Here is a 22,642-nt window from a genome sequence, read left to right as displayed (position 1 = left end):
ATGTTTCATGGCGCACCCGTCGCGTTGTTGGGCGACGGACGCCCCGGCCGCACCAGCGGTTGATCGGCGGGCAGGAAGCGCTCGAAGAGATCCGTCACGAACGCCCCGCCGCTCGCATCCGAAGCGGCCGCCGTGAAATAGAGGCCGCGCCAGCGCGGCGCGCGCGCGCCCTTGCCGTGGCCCTCGAACAAAACCTCGGCCACCTCGCGCAACGCGGGCTGCAGCCCCTGCAGCGCCTCTACGAACCCATGGATCGCGAGCCGCGCCGCGGCCCCTTGTTGCTCGCGCAGCAGCGCCATGCGCAGGCTCTGCAACTGCGTGGCGATAGGGCCGAACAGGGCATCGAGCCGATCGCCGGCCGGTGCGTTGGGCGCGGCGAACGGGTCCGGCACGCGATGGCCCAGCGCCTGTGCCAACACCTCCGGCGGCAGCGCGCCGCGCAGCGTGGCGTAGCCCGTGAGGTGCTCCAGGCCGGTGACGACGAGGTACACGGGCAGTTGCAGGCGCAAGGTGTCGCCCGTCTCGTCGAGCAGCCGGCGCATGCGCGCGGCAAGAGGCCGCAGCTCCTCGGCATCGGCCTGCAGCAATTCGCTCGCGGAAAAGCACATCACCACCCCGTTGAGCGGCAGCCGGTCGCGCCGCTCGGCGAGCGCCAGCAGCGCCTGCAGCCACAGGCCGCGCGTGCGCGGCGCGAGGGCCGCGTCACCGATCGCGACGGGATGGATCTGGATGGCCGCCAGCGCGCCGGTCAGCCACCAGCGCCAGCAGGTCTGGACGGTGGCGTCTCCCTCGGGCGGGGCCGGGCGCTCGCCTTGCGCGGTGGACAAGAGCCCGGGCAGGTCGGCCGCCGCATCGCCGAGGAACAGGAACCACGGCACGGGCGCGGCCGGTCGGCGGGAAATCCGTGGTGGCCGCAGCGCCTGGCGTGCCTGCGCCATCGATTCGCGCAGCGCACCGACGGCCGCGTCGTCCGCCGGCGCATCGAGCGTCTCGATGCGCCGCAGCAAGGCACGCCGCCGCGCGCCGCGGCCCGCGTCATGCACCATCGCGTACAGCAGCACGAAGCCCAGCAGGCACAGCGCGAGCAGCGCCCAGAAGAAGTGGGTGGGCGAGAGCAGGGCGGTCATCGCGACACCGTCTCCAGGAACACGAAATCGGCGATCAGCCGCTCGCTGTTCTTGCTGGCCGCGAGCGCCTCGCGCAGCCGCAGCAGGTAGGCCGAGGCGAGCTCGAACGGCGGGCGGTCCGAGGTCTCGGTGAACGGCATCGGCGCCGAGAGCACGGTGATCAGGACGCTGCCGAACGGCGGGCTCACGAGCCAGCTCGATGGAATGTCGCGGCCCAGCTCCAGCGTGGCGCCCGCCTGCAGCGGCGTGGGCGTCTGCCCGGCGTTGAGGTGCATGACCGAGCCGTCGGCGGTGTAGTAGTCGACCCAGATGTAGCTGTCGTGCCGCGGCGCCACCACCTGCACGCGCACGTTGTCGCCTTCGCGCAGCTGGCGGTTGCGGGCCGTGGGGGCGTCGATGTCCAGCCCGTAGTGCTTCTCCTGGTTGCGCGCCTGGTAGGGCTTGAGGATGGCGAACACCTCGCAGTGCGGCCACACGCGAAGGCCCACGTCGAAGCGCGGCGCAGCCACGCCCGGCATGGCGCTCACCTCGCGCGCCACGCGCGGCAGGTCCTCGGGCAGCGAGACGAAGCCGCTCACCTGCGTGTGACCGTCCTTGCCGACGGAGACCGAGAGGTCGGCGCAGGCGTAGGTCTGCAGGTGCTGGTCGATGCGCTGGGCGAGCGCGGTCTGGGTGGTCGCGGGCCCGGAGGTCATGAACCACAGCAGGTAGAGGAGCGGCAGCAGCAGGGCCAGCGCCGCGCTCGCACGCAGCAGCGCCCGGTCGCGCCGCTGCGTGTCGTTGGGGCCGCGCGGATCGGCCACGCCGTAGGGCTGGGGCGTGATGTGGTCCTGCACGAGGCTGCCGAGCGCGAGCGGCCGCAGCCGAAGCTGGCGGCCGTGCAGGTCCTTGAGCTTGCCCAGCTCGCCCTGGTCGCCGTCCTCGAAGTAGTACTGGCCCTTGAAGCCGTGCGCGAGCGCGTGCCAGTAGACCTCGCGCAGTTGGTCGTCATGGTCGTCCTGCGCGCCCAGCGCCGAGAGGTGATGGAAGAACTCGCTGTGCGCGTTGTTGGAGTTGAAGAGCTGCACCTGCAGCGGCGCCGCGCCGGCCTCCGCGCCGGGGTGGCGCGCGAGGACCTCGTCGATCCAGGCCACCATCGCGAACACCGCCGATTCGACCTGCGCCGCGGGGGCGCCCGAGGCCTCGGCCTGGGCGCGCGCCGCGTCGAGCAGCCGGCGCGCCTGCTGCTGCGCCGCGTCATGCGAGAGGGCAGGCCGGCCGGTCGCGATGGAGGCGTCCAGCGCGAGGCCGAACGAGAGGAAGGACGAAAAGCAGTCGAGCAGCCGGGCCATGGAGGTGCCCGTTCAATCGTGCATTGCGAAGGATGCCTTGCACCGGCGTCTGCGTCGATGGCACATGCCCATGTCCCCGGTTCCTTCGAGTGGAAGTTCATTCTTCCAAAGGGGTCCCGGCGGGCGCCATACCGCTTGGGGTCTATGCCGTTGGTGGGGCCGGGCGGCCTTGCTGCGCGGGGCAATCGCCGTTATCGTCAGCAATCGCTGACTTCAACGCAGCTGGGACTACGGAAAACCAAGCCATGAAAATCCTGATCGCCGACGACCACCGGCTCGTCATCGAGGCGGTCAAAGCCAAGTTGTCGGAGCTCGAGCCTGGCATCGAATTCGTCCTGGCGATGAGCGTGGACGAATTGCTCGCAGGCGCGAACGACGACCTCGACCTGGCCGTGATCGATCTCAACATGCCTGGCGCGGACGGCCAGGCGCACATCGACGAAATCCGGCGCCGGCATCCGGCCGTGCCGGTGATCGTGCTGTCGGGCTACGAAGACCCGGCCATCATGCGCAGCGCGCTCGAACGCGGCGTTCTTGGATTCATTCCAAAAGCTTACTCACCAGAAGTCATGCTTTCGGCCGTGCGGCTGGTGCTGGCGGGCGGCGTGTACGTGCCGCCGATGATGCTCACGGCGCTGCCGCCCGGCATCGTGGCGGGCGTGGCACCGGAGGCGCGCGGCACCGAGGCGCTCACGCGCGGCGGCGGCGCCGGCCAGACGCTGGAGCACCTGCGCAGCGTGCTGACGGAGCGGCAGGTCGAGGTGCTGCAACTGCTCTCGCAGGGCAAGCCGAACAAGCTGATCGGGCGCAGCCTGGGGATCAGCGAGGGGACGGTGAAGATCCACCTGGCTGCGATCTTCCGGGCGCTGAATGTGCGCAACCGGACCGAGGCGGTGGTGGCTGCGCAGGCGTTGACCGAGGCGCAGCAGGCCTGAATTCGCGGACCTTTCGGGGCGGCGTGCACAGGCCACCGGGTGCTCCCCTCCGCGAATGTCCCCCGGCCTTCGGCCTCCTCCTTGATTTCGCTGCGGGGAGCACCCGATGCCCTGCGCACTGGGGCACGCTCTGGGTGAACCGCTGATCAACGATTGCTCTGAGCGAGGCGCCTAGGCTGCTCGCAGTGCGGGCGCCGAGGGTGCCTCCATTTCGCTCCCACGCAATCCTGCCTTTCTCTCTTCGATCGCTTCGGCGAGAAACTCCGCGTCGCGTGCCACGCCCGAGAAGCGGCCCGAGCCCCAGGTGTGCAGCCACGGCAGGCCGAGGAAATACAGGCCGGGCTCGTTCGTCACGCCGCGCCGGTGCACCGGCGCGCCGCGGCCGTTGAAGACCGGCGCGTCCACCCAGGCGAAGTCGGGCGAGAAGCCGATGCACCAGACCACGCTCGTGATGCCCGCCGCCGCGAGGTCGAGCCGGGTGCGTTCTTCGGCCGGCTCCCACACGGGCGTGTAGACCGAGGGCGGCGGCGCTTCGAGGCCTTGCGATGCGATGAACCTGTCGATCGATGCGTTGATGCGGTTGTAGGTGTCGTCGGCGCTGTCCAGGTTCTCGCGCAGGTTGGGTTGCAGCTCGAAGCTGCCGCCGTCGAAGCCGCTCAGGAGGCCGTAGAGCTCCATGCCTTCGCGCGCGAAGCGGCGCAGGTCGATGTCGCGCCCGCCGTCGCGGCCGGTCACGTAGTGGTTGGTGTTGTCGCGCACGCCTTCGCGCAGCGGGTGCTCGGTGACGGGCATGTCGTAGTACTTCATGTCGGCGAGCCAGTCGACCACCTCGCGGCCGCGGTAGAAGCGCGCGCAGCGCGGCGCGTTGCCGGTGGCCAGGTGGACCTTGCGGCCGGCCAGGTGCAGGTCTTCGGCGATCTGCGCGCCCGACTGGCCGCAGCCCACCACCAGCACCGCGCCCTCGGGCAGCTGCGCCGGGTTGCGGTATTGCGCCGAGTGGTACTGCGCGACGGTGGCCGGCAGCTTCTCGGCCAGGCGCGGCACGATGGGGCGGTGGTAACCGCCCGAGGCGACCACCACCTGGTCGGCGGTGTAGAGGCCGGCGTCGGTCTGCACGATGAAGCGGTCGCGCTCACCTGCACTGGCGCCGGTGCCCGGCACGCGCGACACGCGCTCGACGGTGACGCCCTCGATGGCCGGCGCCTTCACCTGCGCGACGAAGCCGGCGAGCCAGTCGTTGATCTGGTCCTTGATCATGAAGCCGTGCGGATCGTCGCCCAGGTACCCCCAGCCCGGCAGCTGGCACTGCCAGTTGGGTGTGACGAGGCAGAACGAATCCCAGCGCTGGGTGCGCCAGCTGTGCACGAGGCTGCGCTTCTCGATCACCAGGTGGTCGATGCCGCGCTGCTGCAGGCAGTGGCTCAGCGACAGGCCGGCCTGGCCGCCGCCGACGATGACGACGCTGTAGTGGCTGCGTCCGCCGTAGGGATAGGACATGGAGGTCTTCTTTCTTTCTCTCTGGATACAGGGGCGTCAGTCGAAGGCGACGACGGTGACTTCGGCATCGGTCGTGCCGGTGAATCGGGTGGCGATGCGCTCGATTTCGGCGAGCTGGTCCATGGCCTGCGAGCACGCGAAGCCGTACTTGGCGCGCACGCGTTCGGAGGCGATGCCCAGGGCTTCGCGGGTGCGCAGCAGGAAGTCTTCGAGCGCGTAGCGTTCGCCGGGCGCGAGGAAGTCCTGCACCACGAGCGAGGGCGAATAGCAGCGCGTTTCGCTGGCGTCGGGCCAGCGCACGTGGAAGTGCATCACGGGCATGGGCAGGTTTCTTTCAGGTGTGCGCGGTAGAGCGCGATGTGGCGCTCGGCGCTGGCGGTCCAGCTGAAGCGCTGCGAAAGGCGCGCGGACGATGCGGCGATGCGCTGCGCATCGCGGGTTGCGAGTGCGTGGGCCAGCGCTTGGGCAATCGACGCCGCGCTTTCCGGATCGGCCCAGCTCACATCCGTCTCGGCCAGGTAATCGGTGAACGGCGCGATGCGCGAAGCGACCACTGGCACGCCGCTCGCAAGCCCTTCGAGCACCACGAGGCCGAAGCCTTCGCGCAGCGAGGGCATGGCGACAACGTCGGCCAGGCGGTAGAGCGCGGCGATGTCGGCATCGGGCAGCGGACCGGTCACGCGCAGCGGCTGCCACGGGCCTTCATCGAAGCCGAACGCCTGCATTTGTGCGCGGAAGGCCTGGGTGTAGCCGGCATGGTCGAGCAGGCTCGCGCCGCCCGCGATCACGAGTTGCGCGCGCGGATGCGCGGCGCGCAGCAGCGCGAAGCCGGCCAAGAGGCGTGTGGTGTTCTTGCGCTCTTCGATGCCGCCGATGGCCAGTACCACGGGTGCGCTGGTGGCGATGCCCAGGCGCTGTGCGAGTGCCGCATCGCCCGCTTGTGCGACCGGAGAGAAGCGTTGGGTATCGACACCGTTGTTGATTTCGTGGGCCTCGATGCCGTACGCGTCGCGCAAGTGATCGCACCACAGGCGGCTGCCGCTCAGCACGAGGCTCGCGCGCTCGAAGGCGTTGCGTTGCCAGTGCGTGAGTTGCGGATCGTCGAAGGTGTCCAGGTGGTGCACGGTGCGCACGAAGCCGTCGATGCGGCCTTCGTCCTGCAGCTGTGCGAGCGCGTTGCCGCCGATGGAATCCTGCGTGTGCAGCACGTCGAAGGTCTCGCGTTGCAGCAGGCCGTGCAGATGACCGACGAAGGCGTCGATGCGCGAACGCACCATGCCGACGGTGTCGCGCGGCCTGTCGTTCACCGGCGCCAGTTCGACCTTGCAAGGCGGCGTGCGGAACATCGCCTGTCCTGGCGCGGCGGGCGCCATCACCGTCACCGCGTGGCCCGCGGCGTGCAGCGCGGTGGCCAGTTCGAGCGTGTGCACCACGCCGCCGCGCGGGTTGACCGAGTGCGTGAGCAGGCCGATGCGCAAGGGGCGATCGAACTCAGACATACACCGCCTCCGCGCGCTCGGCGGACGTGTGCGGCTGGATGAAGGCGTCGCTGCCGAAGTCCCACAGCAGCGCTTCTTCGCCGCCTGCCTGCAGCCGCACCTGCCGCGTCTCATCGACTTCGCCGACGACCGCGCAGGCGATGTCGCGCGCGGCGAAGCGGCCGAGCACCGGCGCGACCTGCGAAGGCGGCACGCTGAGCACGAAGCCGTAGCTCGGAAACGACGTGAGCCAGCGCAGCAGCGGCACACCGTCGGGCCGGGGCAGCGCGTCCAGGTCGATGCGCGCGCCGACGCCCGAGCACTCCAGCAGCATCATCGCGGTGCCGACTGCGCCGGCCATGCTGATGTCTTTCCCTGCGCGGCAGAGACCCTCCTCGGCCAGCGAAGGCAGCACTTCGAGGTCGGCGCGCAGCCGCGCGGCCGGCGCGGTGGTCGATGCGTTCCAGTACGGGAAGGGCTCCTCGTAGGCGCCGCGCAGGTCGGCCGCCATCACCAGCAGGTCGCCGGGCTTCGCATCGAAGCTCGTGAGCAGCTTGCGCGCGTGGCCGAGGATCGCGACCGCGAGTTGCGGACGCTCGCTGCGGTTATTGCTGTGCCCGCCGACGATGGGCACGCCATAGCGCACGGCCGCTTCCGCGAGCCCGCGCAGCACGTCGTCGGCCGGGTTCATGCCGGTGCTCCACAGCGCATCGACCACGGCCGTCGGGCGCCCGCCCATGGCGTAGATGTCGCTCACGTTGACCATCACGCCGCAGTAGCCCGCGAACCAGGGCATGCGCACGATGAAGTCTTCGACCAGCCCTTCGATGGCGAACAGCAGGTAGCCGCCATGGCCATCGGGAATGGCGGCGCAGTCGTCGCCGATGGGCACCGCCTGCGCGAGCGCGGCATGGCCGCCGGGCAACGAGCGGCCGAGGGCCGACACCACATCGCTGATGTCGCGCTTGTGGGCGAAGCCGCGCGTGGCGCGCAGGGCTTCGGCGATCTCGTGCACGTTGCTGCTGGTCATGCCATCACCTTGGCGCGGGTGACGAAACCGCTCACCGGGTCGTGGCAGGGCGGGTACCAGTCCAGGTCGGCCTGCATGCGCGCATGCGGGCGGCCGTGCACGGTGATCTCTTCGAGCAGCCGCCAGCCGATCTTGCGGAACAGCGGCACGTTCTGCATCTGCACCTGCGCGAAGAAGGCGGTGCAGCCGAGCGCGTTGGCGCGCGAGACAGCCAGGCGGATCAGCGTCACGCCCAGGTGGCCCTGGCTGCGGAACGCCGGGTGCACCGCAAGGCGCGAGCCCCACCATTCGCCGGCCTTCCCGCCGGCTTCGCCGCGATGGATGCGCACCGTGCCCACCACCTGCTCGGGCATGCCGCCGTTGCACGACATCGCGACCAGCAGCTGCGCGCGGTCGTCCGTCGCATCGCGGTCGTCGCGCGCGAAGATGCCCTGCTCGATGCAGAACACCGCGCGGCGCAGCGCCATCGCCTCGTCGCGCTCCCACTGCTGCGCGGCCTCGCGCACCAGGTATTCGACGGGCGCGTAGTGCAGGTCGAGTTCGCTCAGGTCGTCGATGCACAGCATGGTCAGCTTTCGCTTTCTTTTTCGTAGATTGAAAGCGACGAGCACGCGCCGCACTTGCCGCAGCCGGCCTTGATGTCGGCCGAGCGCAGGCCCGCGGCCACCACGCGCTCGCCCAGCGGCGCGAGCAGCGACTTCATGAACTCGGGCGTGGGCGCGGGGTGGTCTTCGAGCGGCGTACCGCTGATCGGCACGAACGGCACGACGAAGGGGTACACGCCGCGCAGGAGCAATTGGTCGCAGACATCGAGGATCGCCTCGCGCGTGTCGCCCAGGCCCGCCAGGATGTAGGTGCTGACCTGCCCGCGCCCGAACACGCCGACCGCCGCCTCGAATGCGCTCATGTAGCGCGAGACCGGCACGCTCGCCTTGCCCGGCATGAGGCGCTCGCGCACTTCGGGCGTCACCACTTCCAGGTGCATGCCCAGCGTGTCGATGCCTGCGGCCTTCATGCGGTGGAACCACTGGTCGTCGTCGGGCGGCTCGCACTGGCCCTGGATCGGGATGTCGACCGCGGCCTTGATCGCGAAGGCGCTCTCGCAGAGGATGGCCGCGCCGCGGTCGGTCGCGTTGGGCGTGCCGGTGGTCATCACCATGTGCTTGACGCCATCGAGCAGCACGGCGGCGCGCGCCACTTCGGCCAGCTGCTCGGGCGTCTTGCGCGCGATGGTGCGGCCGGCCGCGAGCGACTGGCCGATCGCGCAGAACTTGCAGCTCTTCTTGCGGCTCTCGTAGCGGATGCAGGTCTGCAGCACCGTGGTGGCGAGCACGTCGCTGCCGTGCAGCGTGGCGATGTGCGAGTAGGGCACGCCGTCGAAGGTCTGCATCGCGTAGAAGCGCGGCTGCTTCGGAAAGCTGATGCTGGCGATGGGAATGGCGCCGCGCATCACGCGGCTCAAGCCCTGCGCGTCAGGCGCTTCAGCGGTGAAGGGCGAGTGCCACGCGGTGGAGGTGTGGACCGGCACCATGATCGTGTGGCCATCGACCGTCACGGCCTTGTGGTCCGAAGGGCCCGCGCCGCCGCGGCGGCTCGCGACGCCCGCCGACGGGTCAACCAGCCGCAACCCGAAGGACTGGAGCTCGGTCATCAGCTGCCGGCTGTCTTGCTGCTGCGTCGTCGTGGTGGTGGTCATGTTCCGGGCTCCGTTGAAGGTGTTGGGGTTGCGTGAGGTGCATCGGCACCATGGTCTCTGCCGGCCGGTCGTTGATGGCGAGCGACAGCAACTCGGGCCGCGCGTAGTGGCCGACCGAATCCATCATTCGCTTGCGCTTGGCGATGAGCGCCATGTCCATGTCGGCGACGACCATGCCTTCGCCCTCGGTGAGCGGCGGCGCGAGGTGCTTGCCCTCGGGCGAGACGATGGCCGTGTGGCAGCCGCCGCGCAGCGCCTTCTGCAGGCCGGCGTCGGGCGTGACGGCGCGGATCTGTTCGTCGGTGAGCCAGCCGGTCGCGTTGACCACGAAGCAGCCCGATTCGAGCGCGTGGTGGCGGATGGTCACTTCCATCTGCTCCGCGAAGATCGGCCCGACCAGCGAGCCGGGGAACTGCGCGCAGTGGATCTCCTCGTGCTGCGCCATCAGCGCATAGCGCGCGAGCGGGTTGTAGTGCTCCCAGCAGGCGAGCGCGCCGACGCGGCCGATGGCGGTGTCCACCACCTTCAGGCCCGCGCCGTCGCCCATGCCCCAGACCATGCGCTCGTGGTAGGTGGGCGTGATCTTGCGGCGCTTGAGCGCGAGCGTGCCGTCGGCATCGAACACCAGCTGCGTGTTGTAGAGGCTGCCGTGGTCGCGCTCGTTCACGCCGAGCACCACGACCATGTTGCGCGCGCGGGCCCGCTCGGCCACGGCCTGCGTGACCGGGCCGGGCACGACCACCGCGCGCTCCACCAGCTGCAGGTGCGGCGCGCCCTGCAGCACCGGCGGCAGCACGAAGCTGAAGTACGGGTAGTAGGGCACGAAGGTCTCGGGAAAGACCGCCAGCTGCGCGCCCTTCGCCGCGGCCTCGTCGATGGCGCTGCACACCCGCTCGAGCGTGCCGTCGGGGCGCTCGAAGTCGGGCGCGATCTGGATCGCCGCGGCACGCACGATGCGGGGTGGGGAAGCCATCGCTCGGGTCCTGCCTTACAGGGTCCAGGTGTCGAGGATGACTGCGCCGGCCTTCTTGTGCAGCAGCACGATGTCCAGCACGTCCAGCGGATTGATCGGCTTGATGCCCTCGATCAGCGCGCCTTCGCCGTGGCCGTACAGCGCCTGCAGCGCGAAGCGGCAGGCGTAGACCTTGCCGCCTTCTTCCATGAACTTGACGATCTGCTTGTTGAAGTTCTGGTGGCCCGGAAAGGCCTCGTCGCCCAGCGTCGGAAAGCCGCGCTGCACGCCCAGCGTGACGCCGGGGCCGTACAGCAGCACCGAGGTGTCGTAGCCCTTGCGCTTCAGGCGCGTGGCCTGCAGCAGGTTGACGAAGCCGATGGAACCTTCGAAGGCCACGGTGTGGAAGGTGACGAGCGCCTTCTCGCCGGGCTCGGCCTTGACGTCTTCGAACACCTTCTCTTCGTAGTCGACGAGGAACTCGCCTTTCTCGTTGCGGGGGCGGGTGACTTTGGGCATGGGGAACTCCGGTTGGGTGGTTGGGCACGCAGGTCTTGCGTGCCTTTTCCTTTGCAGGCGATGTGCCAGCGCGCGGACCAGGGCGTGCGATCAATGCGCGATCAATGCGCAGCGGTGCGGGCCGCGTGCGGATAAAAAAATTTCGGGCGGCCGCAAACACGGAGACAGGGAGCGTCCGGCGACCGGTTTCTGCACCGGGACGACGCATCCGGCATGCGATCAATGCACCCGATCAATAGGGTTGATCGCACCTGATCGAAGCATCCGGCTCCTCTGAGGCGGGCGCGATTCATGCATGTTGATCGGTGGCCCGATGCAATCAATGGATGCAATCAACTCCGCACGATGACCACCATCACCGCCCACTGGCGAAAACAACTGCGCAACAGCGACCGGCCCGCCTACCTGCTGCTGGCCGAGCTGATCGCCGACGACATCAAGACCGGCCGCCTGGGCGTGCGCGACCGGCTGCCCACGCTGCGCGAGCTGGCGGCGGACCTGGACCTCAACTACACGACGGTGGCGCGCGGCTACGCCGAGGCGCGCAAGCGCGGGCTCATCGATTCGCGCGCGGGCACCGGCACCTTCATCCGCTCGGGCAGCCCGAGCCTGCGCCTGCGCGGTGGCAGCGGCGCCGAGATGACGATGAACATGCCGCCCGAGCCCGACGACGAACACCTGATGGCGCGGCTGCACGAGAGCGCGAGCCGCGCCTTCGCCGAGATCGACTTCCACGACCTGCTGCGCTACCAGGATTTCGGTGGCACCGCGCACGACCGCGAGGTGGCGATGCAGTGGCTGCGCCCGTTCGTGCCGCATGCGGGCGTGGACCGCACCCTCGTGTGCCCCGGCATCCACGGCGTGCTCACGGCGCTGTTCTCGCAGCTCGCGCGGCCGGGCGAACTCATCTGCGTGGAGTCGCTCACCTACCCGGGCGTGAAAGCGATCGCCGCGCAACTGGGCGTGCAGCTGCATGCGCTGCAGCTGGACGACGACGGCCCGATCGCCGATGCCTTCGAGCATGCCTGCAAGACGCTCAAGCCCAAGGCGCTGTACTGCAACCCGACGCTGCTGAACCCGACCGCCGGCACCGTGTCGCGCGCGCGGCGCGAAGCGCTCGCCGACGTGGCGCTGCGCTATGCGATTCCGATCATCGAGGACGACGCCTACGGCATGCTGCCGCGCCAGACACCGGGCGCCATCGCCACGCTCGCGCCCGCGCTCACCTACTACGTGAGCGGGTTTTCCAAATGCTTCGGCGCGGGGCTGCGCAGCGCCTACGTTTGCTCACCGACGGTGGTGCAGTCGCAGCGCCTGGCGGGCGCGATGCGCGCCACCACCGTGATGGCCTCGCCGATCACCAATGCGCTCACGACCCTCTGGGTCGAAGACGGCACCACCGAGGCGATGCTGCAGGCCGTGCGCGCCGAATCGGTCGCGCGGCAGCTGCTCGCGATGCGCCACCTGGGCGAGAGCGGGCTGCAGGCGCATCCCGAAGGCTTTCATGCGTGGCTGCCGCTCACGCCGGGGTGGAGCCCGGTGGAGTTCGCCTCGTACCTGCGCACGCAGAACGTGGGCGTGGTGGCGAGCGCGGCGTTTTCGACGGACGGCGACCCGCCGGACGCGGTGCGCATCTGCCTGGGCGGGCCGATGTCGCGGGAGCAGTGCGATCAGGCGTTGCGGCTCATCGCCGATACGCTGGCGCACCCGCTGCATCCGCATGCGACGCTGCGCGCGGGCGGTGGATGAAGCCTTGTGACGGTGCGATCCATGCGATGGCGTCGTTCGTGCCGGTGGTCGTCACCTCGGGGGCCGTGAAAAGCATGCGTTCTTCGACCAGCAGGAAGGACGGCGCGGCGTCGCTGCGCTTCAGCATCCGAAGCGTGGCGCCGCCGAGGTCCAGCACGTCGCCGGGCCAGTCGGATTGCGCCGTGACGGTCCAGCGCACGGAGCCGGGCGCGGCGGCGCGGAGCGCGTCATCGAGCGGCGCGGAGCCGATCGATGCCCAGCCTTCCGATCCGCCGACGAGGTAGCTGTTGTCGCCGGCGCTGCCCACCACGCGAATCACCCTGTCGGACAGCCGCGTGACGAGGCCCGCTTCGAGCGCATAGCGCGCATCGCCGCAGCCCTCGGGATCGAGAAGGCCGATCTCGTCGTATGCGGGCTCCTCGATGTTCACTGCGCGGCGGCCCTCGGGGCCGTCTGCGAGCCTCGGCATGTTCAGCGGAATCTCGCGCAGCTGCCGCGCATGCGCCATGAATTCGTCGGCGCGGTTGAACGCATCGAGTTGCTGCAGCACCCGCCGCGTCACGTTCATGAGCTTCAACCCACGCGCCGGGTCCAGCGCATCGGCCGGGCGCAGCCACATGTGCTCGACGGTCTCGCGGCCGTCCGGGCGCACCTCCTGCCCGGCAGGCATCAGCGCGACGAAGAAGCGCGTGTCGAAGCGGCGCGGCATGCCGGGCGGCGTGAGCCAGTGGCCGAAGTAGACGACGCGGTCGCCGGCCAGCCGCCAACCGCGCTGGCCGCACATCGCGAGCAGCGCATCGGTGCCTTGCTCGGCGGCATCGCGCATCGCGGCGAGGTCGCCGGACGGGAGGTCGACGAGCCGCACCGGCTGGTCCTGTGCGTCGTTCGCGAAGAGAAGGCCGGCTTCCTCGAAGCACTCGCGGATCGCGGCCGCGTAGAAGTCGAGCCCGCCCTCGGGCACCGCCAGGCGCGCGCTGGCCGTCGCATCGTCCAGGCCCGCGCACAGCAGATGCAGGTGGCGGTCGTGCGCATCGAGCACGCCGCCCGGAAAGACGCTGGCGCCGCTGTTCTGGTCATTGGCCTTCTCGGCGCGGCGCAGCATCAGGGCTTCGAGGCCTTCGCTGCCGTCGCGCAGGACGACCAGCGTGGCGGCGGTGCGGATGGGGCGAGGGGCAGGGGCGGAGGCGGGCGTCAAGGCGGTCATGCGGCGGTATTGTGTCCTGCCGCACGAGGCAGAATGCGCGGCTTCCTGCATCGCTTCCGCTCCATACATCGTCAGGCTGCCTGTTTTGAACTCCCTTCGCTCGGACCTCCCGGACCTCTCCCGCTTCGACGCCGCCATCCTCGACCTCGACGGCACCATGGTCGACACGCTCGGCGATTTCGCCGAATCCCTGAACCGCATGCTGCGCGATCTGGACCTGCCACCGGTGCCGGCGGCCGCCATCGAACGGATGGTGGGCAAGGGCTCCGAGCACCTGATCCATTCGGCGCTCGTGCATGTGATGACCTCCGGCGGCGCTGCCGATGCGGCGGGCGCGGAAGAAAAAGCGAAGGCGCTGTTCGATCGCGCCTGGGACCGCTACCAGCACCATTACCTCGCGATCAACGGGCAGCACTCGGCGCTGTACCCGGGCGTGATCGAGGGGCTGAAGGCGCTGCGCGCGCGGGGCCTGCGGCTGGCGTGCCTGACCAACAAGCCGACTTCATTCGCCAGGCCGCTGATGGCCGCGAAGGGGTTGGATGGGTTCTTCGAGCTGGTGTTCGGCGGCGATGCCTTCGAGCGCAAGAAGCCCGATCCGCTGCCGCTCCTGAAGACCTGCGAGGCGCTGGGCACCGTGCCGGCGCGCACGCTGATGATCGGCGATTCGAGCAACGACGCGCGTGCTGCACGGGCGGCCGGCTGCCCGGTCGTGCTCGTGACCTACGGCTACAACCACGGCGAGCCGGTGCGCGGCGTGGATGCGGACGGGTTCGTGGATTCGCTGGCCGACCTGTAGACGCCGGCCAGGCGGCTAGGACTTGCCGAGCAGCGCGTCCTTCAGCTTCCAGTCGGCCGGGCTCGGGCCGAGCCAGATGCGCAGGAGCGCATTGAAGAAGGCCGGCTCCTTCACCGGTTCGGGCTGCGGCACCCCGCGCACGGTGATCACCGTGCCGGTGCCGGGCAGCCAGTCGATGGTGAAGGTGTCGCCGGTCTTGAGCTGCTTCTGGTCCGCGAACATCTGGCCCATGCGCAAGAGGCCGGGGATGAGGTTGACCATTTCGCTCTTGGGCGAGTTCTCTTCCACGCCCTTGGTGAAGAGCTTGCCCAACTCGTTGGCGTCGATGTCGCGCAGCATCGTGATGGCCACGCGCTTGGGACCGGGGGCGGCCAGCGCCTCTTCGGGGGTGGAGACCTTCTTGCCGACGTACAGGCCCGCCGTGTAGACCTTGAAGATCGCCTTGAAGCGCACGCCTGCGCCGTTCAGCTGCAACGGCGTGCCGCGCAGGTCGAGGTGGTCTTCCAGCTTGACGCCCGCGACATCGACCTGCGCGGCGGAGGCGCCGAGCGCCGTCGTCGTCAGGCAGGCCAGCAGGGCGAGACGCGAGAGCGCGGTCGGGATGGAAAGTGCGGGCAAGGGGGTCTCCTCGAATTTGCGAACGGTCGTGCGAATGTATCTTTTTGTTTTACGTTTCGACCTTCGGGGGAACCCTGAAACCCGCGTTGCCGTGCAGAAGTGCGTTTTTCGTGGGCTAAACTCGCGCTTCCATGTTCGTTCATCACATCATTCAAACAGGTGAAGGCAGCCGGGGAGCCTGGCCCTGGCGTAGCCATACTTCGCTGACTGTTTGATTGCACGGCGCACGCCGTGCGCCCGCGGCGCCGGATCGATCCTCTCGACTCCGGGCCACCAGTGAATGACCTTGCCACCGACCGAAGGAGCGTCGGGCGGCAATTGGAGAACGAATCCGTGATCACCGAACTTGAATTCAAGAGCCTCAGCGCCCAGGGCTACAACCGCATCCCGCTGATGGCCGAGGCCTTCGCCGACCTCGAGACGCCCCTTTCCCTGTACCTGAAGCTCGCCCATTCGCAGGGCGGCGGCAAGCACAGCTTCCTGCTCGAATCGGTCGTGGGCGGCGAGCGCTTCGGGCGCTACAGCTTCATCGGCCTGCCGGCGCGCACGTTGCTGCGCGCGAGCGGTTTCGGCGCCGACGCGGTGACCGAGGTGGTGACCGACGGGCAGGTCGTCGAAACCGCCCCCGGCAATCCGCTCGACTTCATCGCCGAATACCAGAAGCGCTTCAAGGTGGCGCTGCGGCCTGGTCTTCCGCGCTTCTGCGGTGGCCTCGCGGGCTATTTCGGCTACGACACCGTGCGCCACATCGAGCGCAAGCTCGAGAAGAGCTGCCCCCCCGACACGCTCGGCTGCCCCGACATCCTGCTCTTGCAGTGCGAGGAACTCGCGGTCATCGACAACCTCTCGGGCAAGCTCTATCTCATCGTCTACGCCGACCCGAAGCAGCCCGAGGCCTATGCCAACGCCAAGCGACGCCTGCGCGAGCTGAAGGAAAAGCTCAAGTATTCGGTGAGCGCGCCGATCGTGAAGCCCACGCAGGCGCATCCGCCCGAGCGCAGCTTCGCCAAGGCCGATTACCTGGCTGCCGTGGAGCGCGCCAAGGAGATGATCGCCGCCGGCGACTTCATGCAGGTGCAGGTGGGCCAGCGCATCAGCAAGCGCTACACCGAGTCGCCGCTGTCGCTGTACCGCGCGCTGCGTTCGCTCAACCCCTCCCCCTACATGTACTACTACCACCTGGGCGATTTCCATGTGGTGGGCGCGTCGCCCGAGATCCTGGTGCGCCAGGAGAACACGGGCGAGGGCGAGCAGAAGATCACCATCCGCCCGCTGGCCGGCACGCGCCCGCGCGGCGCCTCGCTCGAGCTGGACAAGGCGGCCGAGGAAGAACTCATCAGCGACCCGAAGGAGCGCGCCGAGCACGTGATGCTGATCGACCTCGCGCGCAACGACATCGGCCGCATCGCCAAGACCGGCACCGTGAAGGTGACCGAGGCCTTCGCGGTGGAGCGCTACAGCCACGTGATGCACATCGTGAGCAACGTCGAGGGCACGCTGAAAGACGGCATGACCGCCATCGACGTGCTCAAGGCCACCTTCCCGGCCGGCACGCTGACCGGCGCGCCCAAGGTGCATGCGATGGAGCTCATCGACCAGCTCGAGCCCACCAAGCGCGGCCTCTACGGCGGCGCCTGCGGCTACATCAGCTATGCGGGCGACATGGACGTGGCGATTGCGATCCGCACCGGCATCGTGAAGGACCAGATGCTGCACGTGCAGGCCGCGGCCGGCGTGGTCGCCGACTCGGTGCCCGAGCTGGAATGGAAAGAAACAGAGGCCAAGGCGCGCGCACTCCTGCGCGCGGCCGAACTGGTCGAGGAAGGCCTGGAATGAGCACTGGACCCGATATTCAGAACGATTTTTCGCACGAGATCATCGGCGCCGCCGTCGAGGTGCAGCGCGTGCTCGGCACGGGGCTCGATGAAGGCGCCTATGCCGCGGCGCTGGCCATCGAACTGGCCGAGCGCGAGATCGGCTTTGCGCGCGACGTGGCGCTCGCGGCCACCTACAAGGGCCGCTCGCTCGGCGAGGTGTACCGCGCGGGCTTCGTGATCGAGCAGTCGGTCATCGTCGAGCTCAAGGCGGTCGATGTGCTGACCGACCTGCACCGCGCGCAGGTGCTCGCGGCGCTGCGGCTCTCGGGCCTCAAGCTGGGCCTTTTGATCAACTTCAACGTGTTCCCCGTCGTGAAGGGCGTGCACCGGATTGTGAGCAAGCCATGAAACTGCTGATGATCGACAACTACGACAGCTTCACCTACAACATCGTCCAATACTTCGGCGAGCTGGGTGCCGATGTGCAGGTGCACCGCAACGACGAGATCACCGTCGCGCAGATCGGCGAACTGGTCGCCTCGGGCGTGACGCGGCTCGTGGTGTCGCCCGGGCCGTGTTCTCCCGCCGAGGCGGGCGTGTCGGTGGCCGCCATCGAGGCCTTCGCGGGCAAGCTGCCCATCCTGGGTGTGTGCCTCGGCCACCAGGCCATCGGCGCGGCGTTCGGCGGCAAGATCGTGCGCGCGCAGCAGCTCATGCATGGCAAGACCAGCGAGATCACGACCACGCGCGAAGGCGTGTTCGCGGGACTGCCCGAGAAGTTCATCGTCAACCGCTACCACTCGCTCTCGATCGAGCGCGAGAGCTGCCCTTCGGCCCTGGCTGTCACCGCGTGGACCGACGACGGCGAGATCATGGGCGTGCGGCACACCGGATACGCGCACGACGTGCGCATCGAAGGCGTGCAGTTCCACCCTGAATCGATCCTCACCGAGCACGGCCACGCCATGCTCAAGAACTTCCTGGACTGACCCGCCATGACCGAACGCTCTTCCGTCGTCGACCTGCGCAGCGACACCGTCACCCAACCGACGCCCGCGATGCGCGAGGCCATGATGGCCGCGCCGCTCGGCGACGACGTCTTCGGCACCGATCCGAGCGTGAACGCGCTGCAGGAAAAGATCGCCGCGCTGCTGGGTTTCGAGGCGGCGATGTTCGTGCCGACCGGCACGCAGAGCAACCTCTGCGCGATCCTCTCGCACTGCGGTCGCGGCGACGAGTACATCGTCGGCCAGCAGGCGCATTGCTACCGCTGGGAAGGTGGCGGCGCCGCGGTGTTCGGCAGCGTGCAGCCGCAGCCGCTGGACCACGCGCCCGACGGCACGCTGCCGCTCGCGCAGATCGAGGCGGCGATCAAGCCCGACGATGCGCACTTCGCGCGCACCAGGCTGCTTGCGCTCGAGAACACGCTGGGCGGCAAGCTGCTGCCGTTCGAGTACGTGCAGGCCGCGACGGATCTGGCGCAGCGCAAGGGGCTGCAGCGGCATCTGGATGGGGCTCGCCTCTTCAATGCCGCGACGGCGCAGGCCGCGCGGAACAAGCGCAGCGACGTCCGCGCGGAAGCCCGCCGCATCGCGCAGTGCTTCGACAGCGTGTCGGTCTGCTTCAGCAAGGGCTTGGGCGCGCCGATCGGCTCGGCGCTGGTCGGTTCGCGCGAGTTCATTGCGCGTGCCCACCGCATTCGCAAGATGGCCGGCGGCGGCATGCGCCAGGCGGGCCTGCTGGCTGCGGCTGCGTCGCATGCGCTCGATCACCACGTCGATCGTCTGGCCGACGACCACGCGCTGGCCCAGCGCCTCGCGCAGGGGCTCGAGGGTATCGAGGGCCTCGTGGTCGAGGCGCCGGACACGAACATCGTGTTCGTCGACCTCACGGGCGCGGCGCAGGCGCGTTCGGCGGAACTGGTCGCGAGCCTCAACAGCCAGGGCATCCTCGCGACCGGCCTCTACCGCTTGCGCTTCGTGACGCACCTGGATGTCGACGCGGCTGGTGTGGACCGAGCGGTGGCCGCGATCCGCGCGTTCTTCAAGCCCTGAGGCCAGCGAGGACGCGATGCCTGATCTTCCCCATCTGCTCGCTTTCATCGCTGCCGGCTGGCTGCTGAACCTCACGCCGGGGCCCGACGTGCTCTATGTCGTGACGAACTCGCTGCGCGCCGGTGCGCGCGCGGGCATCGTCGCCGGGCTTGGCATTACCGCGGGCTGCTTCGTCCATATCTTCGCGGCGGCGGTCGGCGTCGGCACGCTGATGGCCACGTCCGCGGCAGCCTTCACGGTGCTCAAGTACATCGGCGCGGCCTACCTGCTGTACCTGGGCGTGCGCATGGTGCTGTCGCGCGCGCCGCCGCCCACCGATCTCGACGCGGCCGCTGCCGCAGCGGGCGGGGAACGCGGTCTCAAGGCGATCTTCCTCGGCGGCTTCTGGACGAACGTGCTCAACCCGAAGGTGGCGTTGTTCTTCCTGGCCTTCGTGCCGCAGTTCATCGCGCCCGGTGCCGACGACAAGGCGCTGTACTTCGTGCTGCTGGGCGTGCTGTTCAACCTCAACGCCATCCCCGTCAACGTGGGATGGGCCGTGGCGGCGGGCTGGATGGCGCGCCGCGGCGCGGTGCAAAAGGGCATGCACTGGCTCGACCGCGCCGCCGGCGTTCTCTTCATCGGCTTCGGCCTCAAGCTCGCGTTCACCGACGCACCGGCCCTTCGCGCCGGCCACTGACGACAGACAAACACTCAGGAGACTTCTCATGATCACTCCCCAGGAAGCGCTGCAGCGCACCATCGAGCACCGCGAGGTCTTCCACGACGAGATGCTGCACATCGTGCGGCTCATCATGAGCGGCGAGTGCTCGCCCGTGATGATGGCCGCGCTGATCACGGGCCTGCGCGTGAAGAAGGAAACCATCGGCGAAATCACCGCCGCCGCGCAGGTGATGCGCGAGGTCTCGACCAAGGTGCCGGTCGCCGACACCACCAACCTCGTGGACATCGTGGGCACCGGCGGCGACGGCTCGCACACCTTCAACATCTCGACCTGCTCGATGTTCGTCGCGGCCGCGGGCGGCGCGAAGGTGAGCAAGCATGGCGGGCGCAGCGTGTCGAGCAAGTCGGGCAGCGCCGACGTGCTGGAGTCGCTGGGCATCAACATCAACCTGAAGCCCGAGCAGATCGCACGCTCCATCGAGCAGTGCGGCATCGGCTTCATGTTCGCGCCGAACCACCATCCGGCGATGAAGAACGTCGCCCCGGTGAGGAAGGAGCTGGGCATCAAGACCATCTTCAACATCCTCGGCCCGCTGACCAACCCCGCGGGCGCGCCGAACATCCTGATGGGCGTGTTCCACGCCGACCTCGTGGGCATCCAGGTGCGCGCGCTGCAGCGCCTGGGCACCGAGCACGCATTGGTGGTCTACGGGCGCGACGGCATGGACGAGATCTCGCTGGGCGCCGCCACGCTGGTGGGCGAATTGAAGAACGGCGAAATCCGCGAGTACGAACTGCACCCCGAGGACTTCGGCTTCGCGATGTCGAGCAACCGCGCGCTGCGCGTGGAAACGCCCGAGCAGTCGAAGACGATGCTGCTGGGGGTGCTCGACAATCAGGCGGGCCCCGCGCTCGACATCGTGCTGCTGAACGCCGGCGCGGCGCTGTACGCGGCCAACGTGGTCGACTCGGTGGCGGCGGGCGTCGAACGCTCGCGCGAAGCGATTGCGTCGGGCGCGGCGAAGGCCAAGCTCGCCGAGCTGGTCAAGGCCTCCGCGACCGTCTGAGCCCTGCAGAGACAACCGAAAGCATCACAAGCCATGTCCGACATCCTCGACAAGATCGTTGCCGTCAAGCGCCAGGAAGTGGCGGCGGCGCTGAAGCGCGCGCCGCTCGAAGCCGTCCGCTTCGACGCTGAAAGCCGCGTGCTCACGCGCGATTTCGAAGCCGCGCTGCGCGCCAAGATCGCGGCGGGCCAAGCCGCCGTGATCGCCGAAGTCAAAAAGGCCAGCCCGAGCAAGGGCGTGCTGCGCGAAGACTTCATTCCCGCCGATATCGCGCAGAGCTACGCGGAGGGCGATGGCGTTGTCAGCGCGGCGTGCCTCTCGGTGCTGACGGACAAGCAGTTCTTCCAGGGCGGCGTGGACTATCTGAAGCAGGCCCGCGCCTCGTGCGACCTGCCGGTGCTGCGCAAGGACTTCATCATCGACGCCTATCAGGTGTACGAGTCGCGCGCGATGGGGGCGGATGCAATCTTGCTGATCGCCGCATGCCTGGACGATGCGCAGATGAAGGACTACGAAGCCATCGCGCGCGGGCTCGGCATGGCGGTGCTGGTGGAGGTGCACGATGCGGCCGAACTCGATCGCGCGCTCAAGCTCAAGACGCCGCTCATCGGCGTCAACAACCGCAACCTGCGCAACTTCGAGGTGTCGATCCAGGCCACGATCGATTTGTTGCCGAAGCTCCCGGCCGATCGCCTGGCGGTGACCGAATCGGGCATCGGCACGCGCGAAGACGTCGCCACGCTGCGCGCGGCGGGCGTCAATGCATTCCTGGTCGGCGAGGCGTTCATGCGCGCCAAGGAACCCGGCGAGGCTCTCGCTGCGTTGTTCCAATGAGCGCGCAGGATCAGCTGTCGAGCAGCGATCCCGCCGACTGGGCGGTGGCGCCGGGTTGGCAGCCGCTGATCGATGAATTCTTCGCGGGGGGCGTGGGGACGAAGCTGCGTGGCTTTCTCCGGGAGCGTCTCGATGCGGGGGCCGTGATCTTTCCGCCCCAGCCGCTGCGCGCGCTGGAGCTGACGCCGCCCGAAGACGTGCGCGTGGTCATCCTGGGCCAGGACCCGTACCACGGGCGCGGGCAGGCCGAAGGGCTCGCGTTCTCGGTGGCGCCCGGCGTCGCGCTGCCGCCGTCGCTGCGCAACATCTTCAAGGAGCTTCAGCGCGACCTGGGCACGCTGCCGCCGCAGTTTCCGAATCCGGGTGGCAGCCTGGTGAAGTGGGCGACGCATGGCGTACTGCTGCTCAATACCTGCCTCACCGTCGAAGAAGCCCAGCCGGCGAGCCATTCGGGCCGTGGCTGGGAGGTACTGACCGATGCGGTCATTCGACATGTATCGGACGGCGCCAAACCTGTTGTTTTTATGCTCTGGGGCTCGCACGCGCAAAGTAAGCGCGCGTTGATCGACGTTGGGCGCCACAAGGTGCTGATGTCGAATCATCCGTCGCCGCTTTCGGCCCTGCGCCCGCCCGTGCCGTTCATCGGATGCGGACATTTTGGCGAAGCACGCGCCTGGCGGGAGGCGAACCAGGGAGGCGGCTGAATTCGCGGATAATCCCGGCGGTTCCCGCCTCATGCAGTTCTCTCGCTTCTTCTTGGTGCTGGGGGTTCTGTGTAGTCACAAAACCGTGCTATATTTCGAGGTTCGCCGGAGAGGTGGCCGAGTGGTTAATGGCAGCAGACTGTAAATCTGCCCTCTTACGAGTACGCTGGTTCGAATCCAGCCCTCTCCACCAGCGATGAATTTGGTTTCTAAGAGCGATTGGATCTAGCGCTTTGGGTGCCTTGAAGTGCCCCCGATGCGGGAGTAGTTCAATGGTAGAACCCCAGCCTTCCAAGCTGATGACGCGGGTTCGATTCCCGTCTCCCGCTCCAGAGACCCGGTTCGACGCCGGAAGCGATTGGTTAGACAAAAAGCCCTTTTGGCTCAGTGGTAGAGCACCCCCTTGGTAAGGGGGAGGTCGCGGGTCCGATTCCCGCAAAGGGCACCAGTTTTTGGGGGTTGCAACGGCAGGTTTGCAGCCCATATGCATACGTTGAAATCGTTTTTTTCGGAGTCGAAAAATGGCAAAAGGTAAATTCACCCGCACCAAGCCGCACGTGAACGTGGGCAC

The 22,642-nt window shown here is 68.5% G+C and carries 23 protein-coding genes and 3 tRNA genes; 14 read left to right on the top strand and 12 right to left on the bottom strand.

All coding sequences use genetic code 11. The features are described from left to right. Positions 1-5: 5 nt before the first annotated feature. The gene (locus JC881_RS24070; protein WP_198788244.1) at positions 6-1,127 is read right to left on the bottom strand and encodes a type VI secretion system protein; all 1,122 of its coding nucleotides are present in this window, start codon (positions 1,125-1,127) and stop codon (positions 6-8) included. Further along, complete coding sequence (locus JC881_RS24065) at positions 1,124-2,458, bottom strand: DotU family type IV/VI secretion system protein (protein ID WP_198788243.1); 1,335 nt, start codon at positions 2,456-2,458, stop codon at positions 1,124-1,126. The genes JC881_RS24070 and JC881_RS24065 overlap by 4 nt, the downstream gene beginning before the upstream one ends. Before the next feature lie 245 nt (positions 2,459-2,703). On the opposite strand from JC881_RS24065, the gene JC881_RS24060 reads away from it, so the two are divergent. Beyond that, a complete protein-coding gene (locus tag JC881_RS24060) occupies positions 2,704-3,393 on the top strand; it encodes a response regulator (RefSeq protein WP_198788242.1) in 690 nt (229 codons plus the stop codon). Positions 3,394-3,564: 171 nt separating this feature from the next. Here the strand turns inward: JC881_RS24060 and JC881_RS24055 are convergent, their stop codons facing one another. From JC881_RS24055 to JC881_RS24020, 8 genes are read right to left on the bottom strand one after another with little or no spacing between them, the layout of a single operon-like run. Continuing rightward, on the bottom strand, positions 3,565-4,890 hold the full coding sequence (locus tag JC881_RS24055; RefSeq protein WP_198788241.1) for an MSMEG_0569 family flavin-dependent oxidoreductase: 1,326 nt from the start codon (positions 4,888-4,890) through the stop codon (positions 3,565-3,567). 36 nt (positions 4,891-4,926) lie between these two features. Beyond that, on the bottom strand, positions 4,927-5,211 hold the full coding sequence (locus tag JC881_RS24050; RefSeq protein WP_198788240.1) for an MSMEG_0570 family nitrogen starvation response protein: 285 nt from the start codon (positions 5,209-5,211) through the stop codon (positions 4,927-4,929). Next, positions 5,202-6,389, bottom strand: coding sequence for an MSMEG_0565 family glycosyltransferase (locus tag JC881_RS24045; protein WP_198788239.1), 1,188 nt, complete (start codon positions 6,387-6,389; stop codon positions 5,202-5,204). Before JC881_RS24045 ends, JC881_RS24050 begins: the two co-directional genes overlap by 10 nt. Then, a complete protein-coding gene (locus tag JC881_RS24040; protein ID WP_198788238.1) occupies positions 6,382-7,398 on the bottom strand; it encodes a sll0787 family AIR synthase-like protein in 1,017 nt (338 codons plus the stop codon). Before JC881_RS24040 ends, JC881_RS24045 begins: the two co-directional genes overlap by 8 nt. After that, on the bottom strand, positions 7,395-7,964 hold the full coding sequence (locus tag JC881_RS24035) for an MSMEG_0567/Sll0786 family nitrogen starvation N-acetyltransferase (protein ID WP_198788237.1): 570 nt from the start codon (positions 7,962-7,964) through the stop codon (positions 7,395-7,397). The genes JC881_RS24040 and JC881_RS24035 overlap by 4 nt, the downstream gene beginning before the upstream one ends. 2 nt (positions 7,965-7,966) lie before the next feature. Next, a complete protein-coding gene (locus JC881_RS24030) occupies positions 7,967-9,049 on the bottom strand; it encodes an MSMEG_0568 family radical SAM protein (protein WP_233102014.1) in 1,083 nt (360 codons plus the stop codon). Continuing rightward, positions 9,012-10,067, bottom strand: coding sequence for a Nit6803 family nitrilase (locus JC881_RS24025; RefSeq protein ID WP_198788235.1), 1,056 nt, complete (start codon positions 10,065-10,067; stop codon positions 9,012-9,014). The genes JC881_RS24030 and JC881_RS24025 overlap by 38 nt, the downstream gene beginning before the upstream one ends. A 15-nt stretch (positions 10,068-10,082) precedes the next feature. Further along, positions 10,083-10,565: an MSMEG_0572/Sll0783 family nitrogen starvation response protein gene (locus JC881_RS24020; protein WP_108142592.1), complete on the bottom strand. Its 483-nt coding sequence runs from the start codon at positions 10,563-10,565 to the stop codon at positions 10,083-10,085. Positions 10,566-10,910: 345 nt separating this feature from the next. Between JC881_RS24020 and JC881_RS24015 the strand changes: the two genes are divergently transcribed. Then, a complete protein-coding gene (locus JC881_RS24015; protein ID WP_198788234.1) occupies positions 10,911-12,314 on the top strand; it encodes an aminotransferase-like domain-containing protein in 1,404 nt (467 codons plus the stop codon). On the opposite strand, the gene JC881_RS24010 is transcribed toward JC881_RS24015, so the two are convergent. Beyond that, positions 12,250-13,518, bottom strand: coding sequence for an NUDIX hydrolase (locus JC881_RS24010; protein WP_198788233.1), 1,269 nt, complete (start codon positions 13,516-13,518; stop codon positions 12,250-12,252). The two genes, JC881_RS24015 and JC881_RS24010, sit on opposite strands and share 65 nt — an antisense overlap. An 85-nt stretch (positions 13,519-13,603) precedes the next feature. On the opposite strand from JC881_RS24010, the gene JC881_RS24005 reads away from it, so the two are divergent. Then, entirely contained in the window at positions 13,604-14,314 is a 711-nt protein-coding gene (locus tag JC881_RS24005; RefSeq protein WP_269823208.1) for a phosphoglycolate phosphatase, read from the top strand. Between the two features lie 15 nt (positions 14,315-14,329). Here JC881_RS24005 and JC881_RS24000 read toward each other — a convergent pair whose 3' ends face one another. After that, positions 14,330-14,932 carry a chalcone isomerase family protein gene (locus JC881_RS24000; RefSeq protein WP_198788231.1) on the bottom strand — a complete coding sequence of 201 codons (603 nt, stop codon included), beginning with the start codon at positions 14,930-14,932 and terminating at the stop codon, positions 14,330-14,332. Positions 14,933-15,265: 333 nt separating this feature from the next. Between JC881_RS24000 and trpE the strand changes: the two genes are divergently transcribed. The 11 genes from trpE to JC881_RS23945 all read left to right on the top strand — a co-directional run bounded on the left by trpE (position 15,266) and on the right by JC881_RS23945 (position 22,519). Further along, positions 15,266-16,768, top strand: coding sequence for an anthranilate synthase component I (gene trpE / locus JC881_RS23995; protein WP_198788230.1), 1,503 nt, complete (start codon positions 15,266-15,268; stop codon positions 16,766-16,768). Then, positions 16,765-17,157 carry a GxxExxY protein gene (locus tag JC881_RS23990; protein WP_198788229.1) on the top strand — a complete coding sequence of 131 codons (393 nt, stop codon included), beginning with the start codon at positions 16,765-16,767 and terminating at the stop codon, positions 17,155-17,157. The genes trpE and JC881_RS23990 overlap by 4 nt, the downstream gene beginning before the upstream one ends. Further along, entirely contained in the window at positions 17,154-17,738 is a 585-nt protein-coding gene (locus tag JC881_RS23985) for an anthranilate synthase component II (protein ID WP_198788228.1), read from the top strand. Before JC881_RS23990 ends, JC881_RS23985 begins: the two co-directional genes overlap by 4 nt. A gap of 6 nt (positions 17,739-17,744) precedes the next feature. Then, positions 17,745-18,803: a low-specificity L-threonine aldolase gene (ltaE, locus tag JC881_RS23980; protein WP_198788227.1), complete on the top strand. Its 1,059-nt coding sequence runs from the start codon at positions 17,745-17,747 to the stop codon at positions 18,801-18,803. A 16-nt stretch (positions 18,804-18,819) separates the two neighbouring features. Beyond that, positions 18,820-19,482, top strand: coding sequence for a LysE family translocator (locus tag JC881_RS23975; protein WP_198788226.1), 663 nt, complete (start codon positions 18,820-18,822; stop codon positions 19,480-19,482). A gap of 28 nt (positions 19,483-19,510) precedes the next feature. Continuing rightward, positions 19,511-20,533 (top strand): anthranilate phosphoribosyltransferase, encoded by a 1,023-nt coding sequence (gene trpD / locus JC881_RS23970; protein WP_093443922.1) that lies wholly within the window; start codon positions 19,511-19,513, stop codon positions 20,531-20,533. 33 nt (positions 20,534-20,566) lie between these two features. Beyond that, a complete protein-coding gene (gene trpC, locus JC881_RS23965) occupies positions 20,567-21,367 on the top strand; it encodes an indole-3-glycerol phosphate synthase TrpC (RefSeq protein ID WP_198788225.1) in 801 nt (266 codons plus the stop codon). After that, positions 21,364-22,071, top strand: a complete 708-nt coding sequence (locus JC881_RS23960; protein ID WP_198788224.1) for a uracil-DNA glycosylase — start codon at positions 21,364-21,366, stop codon at positions 22,069-22,071. The genes trpC and JC881_RS23960 overlap by 4 nt, the downstream gene beginning before the upstream one ends. 107 nt (positions 22,072-22,178) lie before the next feature. Further along, positions 22,179-22,264 (top strand) — tRNA-Tyr (locus JC881_RS23955). A 65-nt stretch (positions 22,265-22,329) separates the two neighbouring features. Then, positions 22,330-22,403, top strand: a tRNA-Gly gene (locus tag JC881_RS23950). A 41-nt stretch (positions 22,404-22,444) separates the two neighbouring features. After that, a tRNA-Thr gene (locus tag JC881_RS23945) sits at positions 22,445-22,519 on the top strand. Positions 22,520-22,642 lie beyond the last annotated feature (123 nt).

It is taken from the genome of Variovorax sp. IB41 (assembly GCF_016405905.1).
GTDB lineage: Bacteria > Pseudomonadota > Gammaproteobacteria > Burkholderiales > Burkholderiaceae_C > Variovorax.
This window is presented reverse-complemented; position numbering and strand designations above follow the sequence as displayed.